This is a genomic window from Bordetella sp. (assembly GCF_057362025.1).
Map to the genome: position 1 here is coordinate 30,110 of NZ_JBMQQZ010000061.1, position 16,564 is coordinate 46,673.

The 16,564-nt window shown below is 68.4% G+C and carries 14 protein-coding genes; 10 read left to right on the forward strand and 4 right to left on the reverse strand.

What is annotated here, in order from left to right; translation table 11 throughout:
* Nucleotides 1-4 precede the first annotated feature (4 nt).
* Nucleotides 5-1,258, reverse strand: a complete 1,254-nt coding sequence (gene ftsY, locus ACO1P8_RS11940; protein ID WP_486296110.1) for a signal recognition particle-docking protein FtsY — start codon at nt 1,256-1,258, stop codon at nt 5-7.
* On the opposite strand from ftsY, the gene ACO1P8_RS11945 reads away from it, so the two are divergent.
* The 4 genes from ACO1P8_RS11945 to ACO1P8_RS11960 all read left to right on the forward strand — a co-directional run bounded on the left by ACO1P8_RS11945 (nt 1,242) and on the right by ACO1P8_RS11960 (nt 4,113).
* Nucleotides 1,242-1,865 carry an RsmD family RNA methyltransferase gene (locus ACO1P8_RS11945; RefSeq protein ID WP_486296097.1) on the forward strand — a complete coding sequence of 208 codons (624 nt, stop codon included), beginning with the start codon at nt 1,242-1,244 and terminating at the stop codon, nt 1,863-1,865. The genes ftsY and ACO1P8_RS11945 overlap by 17 nt on opposite strands.
* A gap of 54 nt (nt 1,866-1,919) precedes the next feature.
* Entirely contained in the window at nt 1,920-2,423 is a 504-nt protein-coding gene (gene coaD, locus ACO1P8_RS11950) for a pantetheine-phosphate adenylyltransferase (RefSeq protein ID WP_486296098.1), read from the forward strand.
* Nucleotides 2,424-2,607: 184 nt separating this feature from the next.
* Complete coding sequence (locus tag ACO1P8_RS11955) at nt 2,608-2,859, forward strand: YfhL family 4Fe-4S dicluster ferredoxin (protein WP_094839867.1); 252 nt, start codon at nt 2,608-2,610, stop codon at nt 2,857-2,859.
* Nucleotides 2,860-2,880: 21 nt separating this feature from the next.
* Entirely contained in the window at nt 2,881-4,113 is a 1,233-nt protein-coding gene (locus tag ACO1P8_RS11960; protein WP_486296099.1) for a benzoate/H(+) symporter BenE family transporter, read from the forward strand.
* Between the two features lie 34 nt (nt 4,114-4,147).
* On the opposite strand, the gene ACO1P8_RS11965 is transcribed toward ACO1P8_RS11960, so the two are convergent.
* From ACO1P8_RS11965 to ACO1P8_RS11975, 3 genes are all read right to left on the reverse strand, one after another.
* Nucleotides 4,148-4,531, reverse strand: a complete 384-nt coding sequence (locus ACO1P8_RS11965) for an MOSC N-terminal beta barrel domain-containing protein (protein ID WP_486296100.1) — start codon at nt 4,529-4,531, stop codon at nt 4,148-4,150.
* The gene (locus tag ACO1P8_RS11970; RefSeq protein WP_486296101.1) at nt 4,528-7,128 is read right to left on the reverse strand and encodes an AsmA family protein; all 2,601 of its coding nucleotides are present in this window, start codon (nt 7,126-7,128) and stop codon (nt 4,528-4,530) included. Before ACO1P8_RS11970 ends, ACO1P8_RS11965 begins: the two co-directional genes overlap by 4 nt.
* A 92-nt stretch (nt 7,129-7,220) precedes the next feature.
* Nucleotides 7,221-7,898, reverse strand: a complete 678-nt coding sequence (locus ACO1P8_RS11975) for a TetR/AcrR family transcriptional regulator (RefSeq protein WP_486296102.1) — start codon at nt 7,896-7,898, stop codon at nt 7,221-7,223.
* A 321-nt stretch (nt 7,899-8,219) separates the two neighbouring features.
* On the opposite strand from ACO1P8_RS11975, the gene ACO1P8_RS11980 reads away from it, so the two are divergent.
* The 6 genes from ACO1P8_RS11980 to ACO1P8_RS12005 form a co-directional block, all read left to right on the forward strand.
* The gene (locus tag ACO1P8_RS11980) at nt 8,220-9,239 is read left to right on the forward strand and encodes an HlyD family secretion protein (RefSeq protein WP_486296103.1); all 1,020 of its coding nucleotides are present in this window, start codon (nt 8,220-8,222) and stop codon (nt 9,237-9,239) included.
* A gap of 125 nt (nt 9,240-9,364) precedes the next feature.
* A complete protein-coding gene (locus ACO1P8_RS11985) occupies nt 9,365-11,377 on the forward strand; it encodes an ATP-binding cassette domain-containing protein (RefSeq protein ID WP_486296111.1) in 2,013 nt (670 codons plus the stop codon).
* Entirely contained in the window at nt 11,374-12,543 is a 1,170-nt protein-coding gene (locus ACO1P8_RS11990) for an ABC transporter permease (protein ID WP_486296104.1), read from the forward strand. Before ACO1P8_RS11985 ends, ACO1P8_RS11990 begins: the two co-directional genes overlap by 4 nt.
* Before the next feature lie 11 nt (nt 12,544-12,554).
* Nucleotides 12,555-13,673, forward strand: a complete 1,119-nt coding sequence (locus ACO1P8_RS11995) for an ABC transporter permease (protein ID WP_486296105.1) — start codon at nt 12,555-12,557, stop codon at nt 13,671-13,673.
* 10 nt (nt 13,674-13,683) lie between these two features.
* On the forward strand, nt 13,684-15,324 hold the full coding sequence (locus ACO1P8_RS12000; RefSeq protein WP_486296106.1) for an efflux transporter outer membrane subunit: 1,641 nt from the start codon (nt 13,684-13,686) through the stop codon (nt 15,322-15,324).
* Nucleotides 15,325-15,446: 122 nt separating this feature from the next.
* A partial coding sequence (locus ACO1P8_RS12005) for an MFS transporter (RefSeq protein ID WP_486296107.1) occupies nt 15,447-16,564 on the forward strand: 1,118 nt, incomplete at its 3' end.

Here is a 16,564-nt window from a genome sequence, read left to right on the forward strand (position 1 = left end):
CGCCTTAGCTGGACATGCCCAGCAGCGCGGCGGCGAATTCGTCGGCGACGAAAGGCTGCAGGTCTTCCAGCCCTTCCCCCACCCCGATCCAATACACCGGGATCGGGCGCACGCCCTGGCTGCCGGCGGCCACCGCCGCCAGCGTGCCGCCCTTGGCGGTGCCGTCCAGCTTGGTCACGACCAGGCCGGTCAGATTGATGGCCGCGTCGAATGCGCGTATCTGCGCCAGCGCGTTCTGCCCGGTATTGCCATCCACCACCAGCAGGACTTCGTGCGGCGCGGCCGGGTCCGCCTTGCCGATGACGCGGCGGATCTTCTTCAGCTCTTCCATCAGATGCAACTGCGTGGGCAAGCGCCCCGCCGTGTCCACCATCACCACACCCGTGCCGCGGGCGCGGCCGGCATTGACCGCATCGAAGGCCACGGCCGCGGGGTCGCCGCCTTCCTGTGAAATCACCGTGACATTATTGCGGGTGCCCCATTCCACCAATTGCTGCCGGGCCGCCGCGCGGAACGTATCGCCGGCCGCCAGCAGCACGGACGCGCCCTGGCGTTGAAATGTGTTGGCCAGCTTCCCGATGGAAGTCGTTTTGCCGGCACCGTTCACGCCGGCGATCATGACGACCAGCGGCCGGGCGCGATGCAGGTCGAAACGGCGCTCCAGCGGACGCAGCTGGTCGGCCAGGATCTGCCGCAACACATCGCGGACCTTGGCGGCATCTTCGATGCGTTCTTTCTTGACGCGGGCGCGCAGCGCGGTCAGCAGCGACTCGGTGGCCTCGACGCCGGCATCGGCCATAATGAGGGCCGTTTCCAGTTCCTCGAACAGGTTCTCGTCGACCTTGACGCCCACAAACAGCCCGCCGATGCTTTGGCCGGTGCGGGACAGGCCCTGCTTCAGGCGTTGAAGCCACGATTTTTTCGCGGCGGGCTCGGCGGTGAGGGGTGCGTCAGGGTCCACGGTGACCGGCGCATCGAACCCGTTCGATGCCGCCGGCGCAGGCGGGGCCGGCGGCGGACCGCCTGCGGTTTCCCCGGGCAGGCGCGCGGAGGCGCCGCCCAGGTCGACGGGCGACTGCGGCGCGGCGGACGGCCAGGGTGCCTGCTCCTCTACCGGTGGCACGGGCGCGGGAGGGACGGACGCGACGCGGCCGGCCGGTTCGGCGGCCGCGGGGCTCTGGGGGGGCGTGGCGGGCGCGGGAACCTGGGCAGGCTCGGGGACGGGCGCGGGGGGTTTTTTCTTGAAGAAATTCAGCATGACGAACAAGTATATTCGCATCGTAGGCGGCCAATATCGGCGCACGCCCATTGCGGTCATCGACACCCCCGGCCTGAGGCCCACGCCGGACCGGGTGCGGGAAACGCTGTACAACTGGCTCCACTACTTCTGGGATGGCGACTTCGCCGGCAAAAGCGTGCTGGACCTGTTCGCGGGCAGCGGCGCGCTGGGCTTCGAGGCGGCTTCGCGCGGGGTCGGCCACGTGCAAATGGTGGAACGGGACAAGGCCGCGCTGGCCGCACTGCGTGCCTTGCGCGATAAGCTGGGTGCCGACCAGATCCGCATCCACGCGGGCGACGCCATGGAGACACTGCGGCGCATGAATGCATCGCGCTATGACCTGGTACTGCTGGACCCGCCTTTTGGCCAGGGTTGGCTCGAACGCATCTGGCCTCTCTTGCCCGGCGTACTGAACGACGGCGCGCTGGTGTATGTGGAAAGCGAAGCCGAAATCCGGCCGCAGCAGCCTGCGCCGGCACCCGCACTGGCCAGCCCCGAGCCGGAAACACAATTCGAAATATTGCGTAAAGATCGTGCCGGCGTTGTCCACTATGCGCTACTCCGGTTTGCTGCAATGCGGAAATAGATCAATAATCGCCGGTTGGAAGAGGCGACACACCTATAAATCAAGGGAGGGCGCATGATCATCGCTGTTTACCCCGGCACATTCGACCCGCTGACGCGTGGTCACGAGGACTTGGTACGGCGCGCCGCCGCGCTGTTCGACCAAGTGGTCGTGGGCGTTGCGCATAGCCGCAACAAAAAGCCCTTCTTCACTATCGACGAACGCGTGGCCATCGCCCGCGAAGTACTCGGCCATTACCCCAACGTTCGCGTTGAAAGCTTCGGCGGCCTGCTGAAGGATTTCGTGCGCGATCAGAACGGCCGCGTCATCGTGCGCGGACTGCGGGCCGTGTCGGACTTCGAATACGAATTCCAGATGGCGGGCATGAACCGGCATTTGCTGCCGGACGTGGAGACGCTGTTCATGACGCCGTCGGATCAGTATCAGTTCATCTCGGGCACCATCGTGCGCGAAATCGCCCAACTGGGCGGCGACGTCAGCAAATTCGTCTTTCCTTCCGTCGAGCGCTGGCTCCAGGAAAAGGCCAAGGAACATCGCGAGCAGAGCTGGCCGGGTTGACCACCCGGCCGCGTGGTGCCATCCCGCGCGCAACGGCTGCGGCGGCAGGGCGCGCCACGGACCGCGGCGAGCGTCCCGCCGCCGCCCCAGCGGCCGGGGCCCAAGCGCCGCGCCGGGGCGGCATTACAATGGACGCATTCGCGCGTCCTTCGCGCAGCCCGACCGGCGCCCGACGCCGTCCGCCATGGCTCTGAGAATCACCGAAGAATGCATCAACTGCGACGTGTGCGAGCCGCAGTGTCCCAACGAAGCGATTTCGATGGGCGAGGACTATTACGTCATCGATCCGGATAAATGCACGGAATGCGTGGGCCATCATGACGAGCCGCAGTGCAAGGTGGTCTGTCCGGTCGAGTGCATCGAAATCCATCCGCAATGGCGCGAGGGCCAGGACACGCTCATGGCCAAGTACCGCCGCCTGACCGGACACGCCTGACCATCGACGCCAGCACCGCCGATGCCGCCGCCCCGCACCCAGCTCGATATTCCCTCTCCCACCGACAACGTTTCCCATGGCGCCACGCTGCGCGGCGATGCTTCCCTTTCGGCCATCGTCGCCGGGCTGGTCGCCGTCGTCGTCAGCTTCGGCGGCACGGCGGTGCTGATGGTGCAGGCCGGCCACACCGTCGGCCTGGACGCGGCGCGCATCGGCTCATGGCTGGGTTCGATTTGCCTGGCGCTGGGTTTGGGCGGCGTATGGCTAAGCCTGCGGACCCGGCTGCCTATCGTGCTGGCATGGTCCACGCCCGGCGCCGCGCTGCTGATCACCGCCCTGTCCGGCGTGCCGTTCGCGGAAGCGGTCGGCGCTTTCGTGGTAGCGGCCGCCCTGGCCCTGGTGTGCGGCCTGCTGGGATGGGTCGATCCGATCGCGCGCCGCATTCCGCCGCAGATCGCCTCCGCCATGCTGGCCGGCGTTCTGTTGAACTTCGGCATCGGGGTATTCGGCGCCATGGGCCGGCAGGCGGCGCTGGTGGTGCCGATGGCGCTGGCCTACCTGGTCTTCAAGCGCCTTGCGCCACGCTACGCCATCCTCGCGGTACTGGCCGTCGGTCTCGCGGCCGCCGCCCTGCAGGGCCTGCTGACCTTCGGCGGCGCCGAATGGCACCTGACGGAGTTCGTCTGGACCACGCCGGTCTTCAGCTGGCGCGGGGTCATCAGCCTTGCCGTGCCCTTGTTCGTCGTGGGCATGGCCTCGCAGAACCTGCCCGGCCTGGCGGTGCTGCAGGCCGCCGGCTATCGCGACGTGCCCGCCTCTCGCGTCATCGCCGTCAGCGGCGGCGTGGGCCTGGTCGCGGCGCCGTTCGGCGCGCACTCCGTCACGCTGGCGGCGATCATCGCGGCGATCTGTGCCGGCCGGGAAGCCCACCCGGATCCGGCACGCCGTTATGTGGCGGCCGTCGCTTATGGCGCCGCGTATGTGGTGCTGAGCATCGCGGCCGGCGCGGTGGCCGTATTCTTCCAGGCCTTGCCGCCGGCGCTAATTGCGGCGCTGGCCGGTCTGGCGCTGCTGGCGCCCATCATGGGCGGTATGGCGGCCGCCATGCGCGACGAGCACGGCCGCGAAGCGGCGCTGATCACGCTGCTGGCCACGGCCTCCGGCATGACGTTCTGGGGCGTGGGATCGGCCTTCTGGGGCCTGGCGGCCGGCCTGGTGGCGCATGCCGCCATGAGCGCCGCGCGCAAGTCCTGAACACGCCCGGCCGGCTGCGCCGGGCGCCACGCGTTTACGTCGGCCAGTGCACCTGGCCCATGTCGGGATGCACTTTCATCAGGCGGCAAGGAATGCCGGTGAAATTGGACACCCACGCCGCGGCGAGCTCGCCTTCATCGACGACATCCACAGCCTGCTCGCCGACGAGCACGGCGGTGCGCACGCTATCGTCATCCTCGATGACGTCCAGGGGAATATCGATGCGCAGCATGCCGGGTGCGCGCAGCACCAGGTAGCCGAAGCGCAATTCCACCGCAATACCGGCCAGGGCGGGGCACGCTTCGCGCGTGATCCACTGGCCACCCGAATTGACCAGCAGCCAGCGGCGATCGTAGTCGGCCGCGCGCGGATCCTCGACACCGCCGCAGTGGGCGACGGGATGGTATTGAGTGCTCATTTTCCGGTGATTCCCTTCAGCATTTTGCCCAGGTCCCGGAGGCGGTCCTGGCGCGATTCGTTATTCTGCTTGTCCGCGCCCTTGCCGCCCAGGGCGCGCTCCAGGGCTCGCGAGACGGCATCGCCCGCGACGGCGCGCCAGTCGATGCGATAGCGCAGCGCATCATACGGCCCAGCCAGGTGCACGGGCACGGCCACACCGCGCAGCTCGCGCAGGTCCGCGGGCGGCGGTTCGGCGATTTTCACGTTGGCAACCACGTCCAGCGTACCCTTGGGCAGGTCGATGATGGCGGGCGTACCCTGGCTGACCCGCAGCACCGGCGATTGCACGTCCAGGCGGGTAATGGTGGCGATGCCCGCGGCCAATGCCAGATCCGCGTCCATGCGACTGAAGGTGGTCTCGCGCGCCGTATCGGCCGGCACGTCGGTCGAGCCGCCCCCCTTGCCGCCCAGTACCGCCTGCTTCAGGTCGCGCAGCGCGCGCGCCACATCGAAGCCCTTGATCGCGCCATCGCGCAGCCGCAGCTGCAAAGTGCCGGCCAGGTTGTCGCGCATGGCCGTGGACCGCCGGCCGCGCGTGGTCAGATTGCCCGCCACGCTGCCCACGCCCGTCAGGGAGGATCGCTTGGTCAGGTCGGCCAGCAGCGGACCGACCGCCACGCCGTCCAGCGTGAAACGTGTCGCCAGCGCATTGTCATGCGCGGCGTCCAGCGTCAGCGTGCCCGCCAGTTTGCCGTTGTACAGCGCGGCCGCCAGCGGCGAGACCTCCAGCTTGCCCTGCGCCAGCTTCACCGTGGCGGAAAGATCCTGCATGGTGAGGCCGCGTACCACGACGCGACCGGCCTTGATGGTGCCCTGGGCCGTCGGTCCCACAAGCGCGGATAGATCGATATCGCCGGACTGTGCCGCCGACGCGCCGGATGGCGGTACCGCGTCTGGGGTGCCGCGCGACGGATTCGTCGGCGCGCCGCCGGCTGCCGGCTTGCCGCCCTGTTCCGCGCCGGCAGCGGTGCCAGCCCCGGCAGGCGCCGCGGCGGCGCTGCCGCCTTTTTGATCGCCGCCCTTGCCGCCCGCCTGCACTGCCGGCTTGCCTGCCCCTGCTTCGGACGAAGGCGGTAGCAGCTTGTCGATATCCAGCGTATCGGCGCTGAGGGCGAATCGCACGGCGGGCTCGGCGCCCAGGCGCGTGGCATCCGCCTTCAACGCCAGCTTGCCGCCTTCGAGCTGTGCGTCCAGCGCCAGCTCGGCCGACCTGGCGGACAGGTCCGCGCGACTCGAACCGGTGTAGGGGATCCGCATCGTGCCCCCGGGCAGATGCGGTCCCACAATGACGGCTTCGCCAGCCATCGCGGACATGACCCCGGCGCGCCGGCGCAGATCCAGCGTCATGGGCGACGCGACGCCGACGTTCCAGGCACGGTCGCCCTGCTTGAGTTCGCCGGAAAGCCTGGCCTGCCCGACAGACAGATTGCCGCTGTTGCCGCCGATGTCGTTCAACGCCAGGCGCAGGTCCACGCCTTCGTTGCCGGCGACCCGCAGCCGCGCGGTGATGGCATCGCCGGAGGCGGCGCTGGGCGAGACATCCAGCGCCGGCGCGTCCGCGGCGAATTCGAAGGGGCCGCGCGGCAGGCTGCCTTTGGCCCGTACCGCCACCTTGGCCGCCTGGATCGAACCATTGCGCGGGTCGGTACGCAAGCGCTCGGCGGCGAGGCTGGCATCGACATTCGCGGTCCCGCCATCGACGTCGGCGACTTCGCCCTGGAACACCACTTCGAGCGTACTCGCGTCCACGGCGCCGGTCTGGCCGTCATAGGCGAGATCGCCGCGCGCGGTCAGGTTCCTGGCATTCGCGCCGGGCAACTGGCCGGCGGCCTTCAGGTCCAGCGCGCGAAGCTCATAGCGCTGCGCTTGCGGATTCATACGCACCATGGCCTTCCCGGCGATGTCGGCATTGAACTGCGGCCGGGCGCCCTCGACATGGGCGGACAGGCTGGCTTCGAAGGGTTCGTCGATCCGCACGCGGCCTGTCTTGGCGTTCAGCTGCGAAATCGCCAGCGCGCGGCCCGTGGCATCGTCCTGCAACTGGATCTCGCCGTCCTTGATGTCCAGGCCCGCGATATCGATGCGCGGCGCCGGGGTAGCGCGCGCATCCCCGCCGCTGTCCCGCTGCGCGGGCTCGTCCTGCCGCGCGGGCTCGCCCCCGCCCAACAGATCCTGGAAGTTCAGGCGCCCCTGCTTGTCCCGCACCACGCGCGCCTTCACACCGCTGAAGCTGGCATGATCGACCACGACGTTGCGCGAGAGCAGCGGCAGGATGGCAACGGAGATGCGCGCCGTATCTATGGACGCGAACGCCTCCGTGCTGTCCGGCTCGGACAGCGATACGCCCTGCAATGTCAGTCCCAAACGCGGAAACAGCGAGGCCTCGATGTCGCCATCGATGGTCAGCGTGCGGCGATACCGGTCATGGACCCACTCTTGCAGGCGGTCCTTGTAGGCATTGGGATCGAAGGTCAGAAGGAAAACCGCGACGCCCGCCACGGCAAGCGCGAGCACGGTCGCCACGCCTATCGATATGCGCTTGATCCACGTCTTCATGGGTAATTGGCGAGGGGAACGTCCGAATCCCCGTCGCATCCTGTGATGGCTGGTTCTACGAATGCCAATGGTAGCAAAGCCCCCGCCGGCGCCTACGCGGAACCGTGGCCGCCGGCGCGCACGCCCTTCAGGCCCTCCAGGGCCAGGACACGCATCTGCGCCGCCAATTGCGCGGCGGGACGGTCGAACAACGCGCGCAGCGGCGATTCGACGGCGGGGTCCAGTACAAGCAGCACCAGGCAAGGCGCCAGGACGCTGAGCACGCAGCAGGTCAGCGCGGGCGTGCCGGGGCGCAGGCCGGTGATTTCGCCGACGATGCCGGCCAGCACCTGGAACTTGGGCAAGGCTTCCTCGCGCAGGACCTGCGACAGCAGCGGGGACGGCGTGAGGATCTCGCGCGCCCACAGCCGGGTATGCCAGTTGGTCGAATCGACGATCGCGCTGACCAGGCCTTCCAGGAAAACCCCCAGCTTTTCTTCGGCCGATATCGCGCTGCCTGCGATCTCGCGCAGGAAACCCATGCTCATCAGGCGCTTGTGCACTTCGCGCAAAAGCGCCAGGTAAAGCGCGTCGCGGCTGCCGAAGTAGTAATTCACCGCGGCGATATTCGTCCGCGCCCGTTCGCAGATCGCCTTGCTGGTGGTGTCCGCATACCCGCGTTCGGCGAACAGTTGGCCGGCGGCTTCGATGATATTGGCCCGGGTCGCCTCTCCATCGGCGCGCGTGCGGGCGGCGGGGGCGGGCGCGGGGGGAAGGCTGCGGAAGGGCATGGCCGGGCGCGGATCGTCGAATGGAGGAAAGCCTGGAGTAGCGCTCTCATTTTAAATTCAAATTTGGTTTTTATATCGATCGGAGCCGTTTGTATATCAATCCGACCCCATTTAACCCACCGGAAAATGGCACTCCGCAGGCCTGAACGGGTTCGACGCTATGCCGAAGTGTGAGGCCGTCGAGCGATGGTCTGGCAGAACCTGAGCTCGCCTAATCCACGGGGCCGCGCTATCTTAAATTCAAATTTGATTTATAGATTGCCATGGCTTACATTGAGGAAAGACCGGGCTCGATTCTCCCTTCTCTGCACTACCGCAAATATGAAGAAGAAACTTGTCATCCTCGCCGTCGTGGTCGTGGCGGCGGTCGCCAGCGGGTTCTGGTTATGGAACCGCTCTCCGGCGGACCCCAATCGCCTGACGCTATACGGCAACGTCGACATCCGGCAGATCTCCCTGGCCTTCGACGGCAGCGATCGCATCGCCGAAATGCGCGTCGAAGAAGGCGACCGGGTGCGCGCGGGACAGGTGCTGGCGCGGCTGGATACCCGCACGCTGGTTCTGGAGCTGGCCCAGGCCCGTGCCGAAGTCGGTGTGCGCGAGCAGGCCCTGCTGCGCCTGCGCAACGGCACGCGACCGGAGGAAGTACAGCAGGCGGAAGCCCAGGTCGCGGCGGCGCAGGCCGATGCCGACCTGGCCGCGCGCCAATTGAAGCGGCTGCGGGACGTGGCGGGCGATACGTCTGGCCGCGGGGTCAGCCGCGAAGACATGGACAGCGCGGCCTCGCGGCTGCGCGTGGCGCAGGCGCGCCTGGACAGCCAGAAGCAAAGCCTGCGGCTGGCCAGGCTGGGCCCGCGCGCGGAGGACATCGCCGAAGCCGAGGCGGCGCTGCAAGCCGCACGCGCGCAGGCCGCGCTGCTGCAGCACCGTCTGGATCTGTCCGAACTGAAGGCGCCGCGCGACGCCGTGGTGCGCGCCCGGCTGCTGGAGCCCGGCGACATGGCTTCGCCGCAGCGACCCGTCTATACGCTGGCGATCTACGATCCGAAGTGGATACGCGCCTACGTGAACGAAACGGATCTGGGACGCATCAAGCTGGGCATGCCGGCGCAGGTGATCACCGACAGCTATCCCGGCCAGCCCATCGCCGGCAAGGTGGGCTATATCTCTTCCGTGGCGGAATTCACGCCCAAGAATGTGCAAACGGAGGCGCTGCGCACCAGCCTGGTCTATGAAGTCCGTGTGCTGGTGGACGACCCCGGCGATCGCCTGCGCCTGGGCATGCCGGCGACGGTAACCATTGCGGTGCAGCCGGCGACGGCGGGGACCGAGCGGCCATGAGCGTCGGCAACCGCGCGGGCGATAGTACGGCCTCGGCCGTGCGCGCGCACCCGGGCGACGACGCGGCCACGCGTGACGACAGCGCGGCCAGGAGCATGGGTCCACACCCAGGCGACGGGACGGCCATGGGTGACGACGGCGTGGCCGTCGACGCCCGGGATATCGGCAAGCGGTTCACCGTCAAGACGGCGCAGCGCTACGTCCAGGCGCTGGACGGTATTACGCTGGACGTGCCGCGCGGGTCGGTCACCGCGCTGGTCGGGCCGGATGGCGCCGGCAAGACAACCTTCCTGCGGCTGACAGCCGGGCTCATGCGTCCGGATACGGGCCGGTTGCACGTACTCGGATACGACGTCGCGCGCGCGCCGCAACGCGTGCAGGACCTGATCAGCTATATGCCGCAGCGCTTCGGCCTGTACGAGGACCTGAGCGTGCAGGAAAACCTGGACCTGTATGCCGATCTGCACGGCATCGCGGCCGGCGAGCGCCGCGAACGCTACGCGCGCCTGCTCGACATGACGGACCTGAAGCATTTCACGGGGCGCCTGGCGGGCAAGCTCTCCGGCGGCATGAAGCAGAAACTCGGCCTGGCCTGCACGCTGGTACGTTCGCCCGAGCTGCTGCTGCTGGATGAGCCCACTGTGGGCGTCGATCCGCTGTCGCGGCGCGAACTGTGGGAGATCATCGACCAGATGGTGCGCGACGAGCGCCTGACGGTGCTGGTGTCGACCGCGTACATGGACGAGGCCCAACGCTGCTCGCGCGTGCATGTCCTGCACGATGGCGGCCTGTTGGCCAGCGGCGCGCCGGCCGACATCGCGTCGCGCGCGCATGGGCTGTGCTACGTCGTCCCCGCACGGCCCGGCGAAGCGGCGCGCGCGCGGCAGGCGCGCTTGCTGGACCGCCGCGACACCATTGTCGATGCCGTGCCGCGCGGCGGCGAAGTGCGTTTCATCCTGCGCTCCGGAGCCGATATCGGCATGCTCGGCGAGGATGCGGAAAATGCCTCGGCCACGCCGGCGCAGCTGGAAGACGGCTTCATGGTCCTGCTGCATGCGCGCATGAACGGCGCGACGGACGACATCGCCGCGCCGGCATCGTCCCCGGACGGCTCGTCCGTGACGGCGGCGTCGCAAGCGCCGCCGGTTCCGCCTTCGTCGTCGCCGTTGCGCGCTTTGCCTTCAGCGCCCCCTACGCCGCCATCGACGTCGTCACCGGCATCGGCATCGGCCTCGTCGTCCGTCGCGCCGCCCACGCCATCCGCGCAACCTGCGCCGGACAACGGACCGGCGATCGAGGTACGCGACCTGGTCCGCAGGTTCGGCGACTTCGTCGCCGTCGACCGCACGACCTTCAGCGTCGCGCGCGGCGAGATCTTCGGCCTGCTCGGCCCGAACGGCGCCGGCAAGACCACGACATTCCGCATGTTGTGCGGCCTGCTGCCGGCCAGCGGCGGCACGGCGCGCGTGGCCGGCATGGACCTGCGTACCGCGCGTGCCCAGGCGCGGGCGCGCATCGGTTACGTATCGCAAGCGTTCGCGCTCTACGGCAACCTGTCCGCGCTGGAAAACCTGCGCTTCTTCGGCGGGGCCTATGGACTGCATGGCGCGCGCCTGCGCGAGCGCATCGACGCCGTCGCGGAACAATTCGCGCTGCGCCGGCATCTGGAACGGCCCGCCAGCCAACTCGCCGGCGGCATCAAGCAGCGCCTGGCCATGGCGGTCGGCCTGCTGCACGAACCGGAGATCCTGTTCCTGGACGAACCCACCAGCGGCGCGGACCCGCTGGCGCGGCGCGCGTTCTGGCGCCGGATCACGGCGCTGGCGCAGACCGGCACCACCATCGTGATCACCACGCACTTCATGGAAGAGGCCGAATACTGCGACCGCATCGTCATCCAGGACGCCGGCAAGCTGCTGGCGCTGGGTACGCCAGAAGCGGTTCGCATCCAGGCCGGCGCCACCCCGTCGCGCAAGCTATCCATGGAAGAGGCCTTCATCGGCATCGTGGAACGCGGGCGCACCGGCGCGGCGAACGGGCAACAAGACCATGCGGCCGCGGACACGCGCAGCGGCGCCGCCGGTGACGGACCGCCCGGCGGACCGCGATCCGCCGACCCGGCGGGAGCCGCGCCATGAGCCGCGCGGCCGCCGCCCGCCCGACGGGCAAAGGCCACGGATTCCTGCGGCGCGTCGTCTCGCTGACGCGCAAGGAAGTGCGGCAGTTGTTCCGCGACCGCGCCAATATGCTGATCGGCCTGGTGCTGCCCATCATCCTGATCCTGATCTTCGGCTACGGGCTTTCGCTGGACGTCAGGAATGCGCGCGTGCTGCTGGTCATGGACGACAACTCCCCCCAGGCGCACGATCTGGCCGCCAGCATCGCACTGTCGCCCTACCTGACCTGCGTGCCGGCCGCCTCCTACCGCGACGCGGAACGTGCCGTGATCGCCCACGAGGCCGACGCGGTGCTGCGCATTCCCAGCGACTATTCGCAGCGCCTGGCCGCGGGAAACGCGGTCGTGCAGACACTGGTGCTGGGCAGCGATCCGACGCGCGCGCTCACCGTGGCGGGCTACCTGCGCGCGGCCGTCGCCCTATGGCTGCAAAAGCAGTCCGACCGCGGCGCCACGCTGAGCATGACCGCGAACGGCGGCAGCGTGACGGTCGTGGACCGGATGTGGTTCAACGCCGCCAACGACAGTACCTGGTATCTCGTACCCGGCCTGATCGTCCTGATCATGACACTGATCGGCGCCTTCCTGACCGCGCTGGTGATGGCCCGCGAGTGGGAGCGCGGCACGCTCGAGGCCCTGTTCGTCACGCCCGTGCAGCCGCTGGAAGTCCTGCTTGCCAAGATCATTCCGTACTTCTGCGTCGGGATGGTGGGGTTGGGCCTGTGCCTGCTCGCCGCGCTTTTCCTGTTCCAGGTGCCGCTGCAAGGGTCCATGGCCGCGCTGCTGGCAGGGTCCACGCTCTACATGCTGGTGTCCCTGGGCATCGGCCTGCTGATATCCGCGGTCACGCGCAACCAGTTCCTTGCCAGCCAGCTCGCGATCCTGGCCAGCTTCATGCCGGCGACCATGCTATCGGGCTTCGTCTTCGATCTGCGCAATGTCCCATACGTCGTCAATATCATCGGCCACGCCCTGCCGGCAACCTACTTCATGGAGCTGGTGAAGACGGTTTTCCTGGCCGGCGACTACTGGCCGCTGATCCTGAAGGACTGCGCCATACTCGCGGGCTACGCCGCCGCGCTGCTGCTGCTGGTGGGCCGCCTGACCCGCAAGACGCTGGACCGATGAGGCCGGACACCATGGAAACCGCCATCGCCTTTCTGCGCCAACTGGGCAACCTGTGCCACAAGGAATTCCTGGCCGTCCTGAAAGACCCGGCCAGCCGCGTGATCCTGATCGTGCCGGTCATCCTGCAGAGCCTGCTGTTCGGCTACGCCGCCACCTTCGACCTGACCCACGTCCCGTATGCCGTGCTCGACCAGAGCCGCGGCGCGGCATCCACGGAATTGCTGGCACGCCTGGACGGCACGGGCGTGTTCGAACGGGTCGCCACGCTACGCTCGTCCGAGGAGATCGCCGGCGCCATCGACAGCGGCGATGCGCTGCTGGTCCTGCATTTCGGCGACGATTTCGAGCGCCTGCTGGCCGCCGGGGAAACGGCCCCGCTACAGCTCATCCTGGACGGCCGCAACTCCACGACGGCCGGCACGGCCGCCGGACAGATCCGCGACATCGTCGCGGCCTACAACGCCAACCGGCCCGGCGCCGTCCCGCCCCCGGTCAATGTGGAAATGCGGTCCTGGTACAACCCCAACCTGGAAACGCGCTGGAGCATCATCCCCGGCCTGATCGCCACGCTGAGCATGATCCAGACCATGACCCTGGCGGCGCTATCGGTCGCGCGCGAACGCGAGCAGGGTACCTTCGATCAATTGCTGGTCACGCCCTATCAGCCTATCACTATCATGTTCGGCAAGGCCCTGCCCTCCATTTCCATCGGGCTGGTGCAATCCTCGCTGGTCCTGGCCATCGCGCTTTTCTGGTTCCGCATTCCGATGGCGGGCAGCCCGCTCGTGCTGTACGCGGGGCTGATGATGTTCACCGTCGCCATCGTCGGGGTCGGCCTGTCGATATCCGCCCTGTCCTCCACCATGCAGCAGGCCATGCTCTATAACTTCGTGCTGCTCATGCCGCTGGTGCTGTTGTCCGGGTTGACCACGCCGGTGCGCAATATGCCGCAGGGGCTGCAGATCGCCACCTACGCCAATCCGCTGCGTTTCGCGGTGGACCTGGTGCGCAGCGTGTACCTGGAAGGCGCCGGCATGACGGCGGTCTGGCATGACCTGATCCCCTTCGCCTGCATCGCCGCCATTACCCTGCCCCTGGCCGCCTGGCTGTTCCGCCGCCGCCTTGCCTGAGACCTTCGCCATGTCCCTGCATACGCTTATCCGCTCTTTCCCGCGCCGCGACAGGCAGCGCTCGCGGCGCATGCTGTGCGGATCCTTTCTGGCAGCGATCCTGGCCGGCTGCGCGGTGGGCCCCGACTACCAGGCACCGGCCGTGCAGGCGCCGGCCTCCTGGCAGGACTGGCGCAGCAGCCCGCGCGGTGACGATCCCGCCGACTCCGCCAATGCCGCCATACCCGCCGTGCCGCCCGGCACGGCGCCGCTCGCGGATCGCTGGTGGACCCTGTTCGGCGATACCACGCTGGACCAGTTGCAAACCCGCGCGCTGCAAGCCAGCCCGGACCTTCAAACCGCTGCGCTGCGCTTCGCGCAAAGCCGCATGCGGCGCGTGACAGTGGCGGCGCAGCGCGGGCCGATGCTGGACGCCAACGGCGCCGCCACGCGCCAGCGACAAAGCGAGTATTCCGCCGGCACGCGCCTGGCCGGCGCCGTCGCACCCGCCAACCGGCAGGAGCTGGTCTCGGTCCTCAGCTCGCCCTTCACGCTGTACCAGGCCGGCTTCGACGCCTCGTGGGAATTGGACTTGTGGGGGCGCGTGGGGCGCGCCATCGAGTCGGCCGACGCCGACGTCGACAACGCCGCCGCGCTGCTGGACGAAGTGCGGCTGGCGGTCGCCAGCGAATTGGCGCGCGATTATTTCGAACTGCGCCTGACGCAGCAGCAACGCGACCTGCTGGACCAGGACATCGCGGCGGCACGCGACAGCCTGGCGCTGTTGCAGGCGCGTGCGCGCGGCGGGCTGATCGATGAACTCGACGTCAGCCGCCAGCGCGGTTTGCTGGCGGACCTGGAAGCGCGGATGCCGACCCTGCGGGCGCAGGAAACCGCGCTGATCAACCAGATCGGCCTGCTGATGAATGCGCGGCCCGGCGCATTGACCCGGACATTGGCCGCACCGGCTTCCGCGCCACTGGCTGCCCTGCCGGCAAGATTGCCGGATCTTTCTATCGGCCTGCCGTCACAGGTGGCCTTGCGGCGTCCGGATATCCGCGCCGCCGAAGCCCGCTTGCATGCCGCGACGGCGGACATCGGCGTGGCCGTCGCCGACCTCTATCCCCGCATCACGCTGGGGGCGACCTTCGGTTTCGAATCCTACGAAGGCGGGCGCTTCGGCGATTGGGGCACACGGACGTGGAGCATCGGACCCTCCCTGTCCCTGCCCATCTTCGATCAGGGGCGCAGGCGCGCCACCATCGTCCTGCGGGAATTGGCGCAGCAGGAGGCGGCCGTCACTTTCCAGCAGACCGTCCTGAAAGCGTGGCAGGAAATCGACGACGCCCTCACCGGCTACGACGCCGAACGCAGCCGCAACGCGCGCCTGCGAACCCGGGAAGACGCCAGCCGCGAGTCCTACGAGCTGGCCCGCGCCCGCTACGCACGCGGCCTGACCGATTTCCTGGTCGAGCTGGATGCCGAGCGCACCTGGATCCAGGCGCGCCGCGACCTGTCCGACAGCAACCACCAACTGTTCCTGCGCCTGATCGCCGTATACAAGTCCGTCGGCGGCGGCGACAGCGACGGAATCGCCGCCGCTGCGCCCACAGCCACCCCGCCGGGCCCTGACCGGGCAGCCACCCCGGCCCCAAATGCATCAGGGTCATAAATATATGAATTGAAGAAATAAGTTATCGTCCCGGTCCTAAGCCACCGCCCGGCGACGCGCCGCGTCCCCGTCCATGCGGGACGCGCCACGCGCGGTGGCCACCATGGGATGGGGACACCGTTTTGGGCAGCACACTCGTTCAAGGCAATCTCGCGCGGCTGGCCGTCGCGCAGGCGCTGGCAGGCGCCAATACCACCGTTGTCTACGCCACCGCCGCCATCATCGGCAATACCCTGGCGCCCGATAAATCGCTGGCGACCATGCCGATTTCCGTCTTCGTCGTCGGCATGGCCCTGTCCACGCTGCCGGCGGGCGCCATCGCCCAACGCTACGGACGGCGGGCCGCCTTCCTGCTCGGCACCGGCTGCGGTGTCCTGGTGGGCCTGCTTTCCGCGTGGGCGATCCTGACCGGCAGCTTCTGGATGCTGTGCTTCGCCATGCTGTTCGGCGGCGCCTACGCGGCCGTCGTCCTGTCCTTCCGCTTCGCCGCCGCCGAATGCGTGCCCGCGCCGCAACGCGCGCGTGCCCTGTCCACCGTCATGGCGGCCGGCGTCGTGGCGGGCGTGCTCGGCCCGCAACTGGTCACCCACACCATGGACCTGTGGGCGCCCCACATGTTCGCCGTCACCTATCTGGCGCAGGCCGGGGTGGCGCTGATCAGCGCCTTTATCCTGATGGGCGTGAAGCTGCCCATCCCCACCGCCGCCGAAAGCGCCGCGGGCCGCCCGCTGGGGCAGATCGTGCGCCAGCCCGCCTTCATCGTCGCGGTGATCTGCGGCGTCATCAGCTATACGCTGATGAACTTCCTGATGACTTCCGCGCCGCTCGCCATGCGGCTGTGCGGCCTGCCGCAGGAAGCGTCCAACCTGGGCCTGCAATGGCATGTCATCGCCATGTATGGCCCCAGCTTCTTCACTGGCCGTTTGATCACGCGCTTCGGCCCGGGACGCGTGGTCCTGGCCGGCCTGCTATTGACGGCGGCGGCCGCCGCCACGGGCCTGCACGGGCTGTCGGTGGGCCACTTCTGGACCTCGCTCATCCTGCTGGGCCTGGGCTGGAATTTCGGCTTCGTCGGCGCCTCCGCGCTGGTGCTGGAATGCCATCGGCCGGAGGAAAGGAATAAGGTCCAGGCCTTCAACGACTTCCTCGTGTTCGGCACCATGGTGCTGGGCTCGTTCTCGTCCGGCGGGGTACTGGCCAACTACGGATGGGACATGGTCTGCTGGATCGCCTTCCCGCC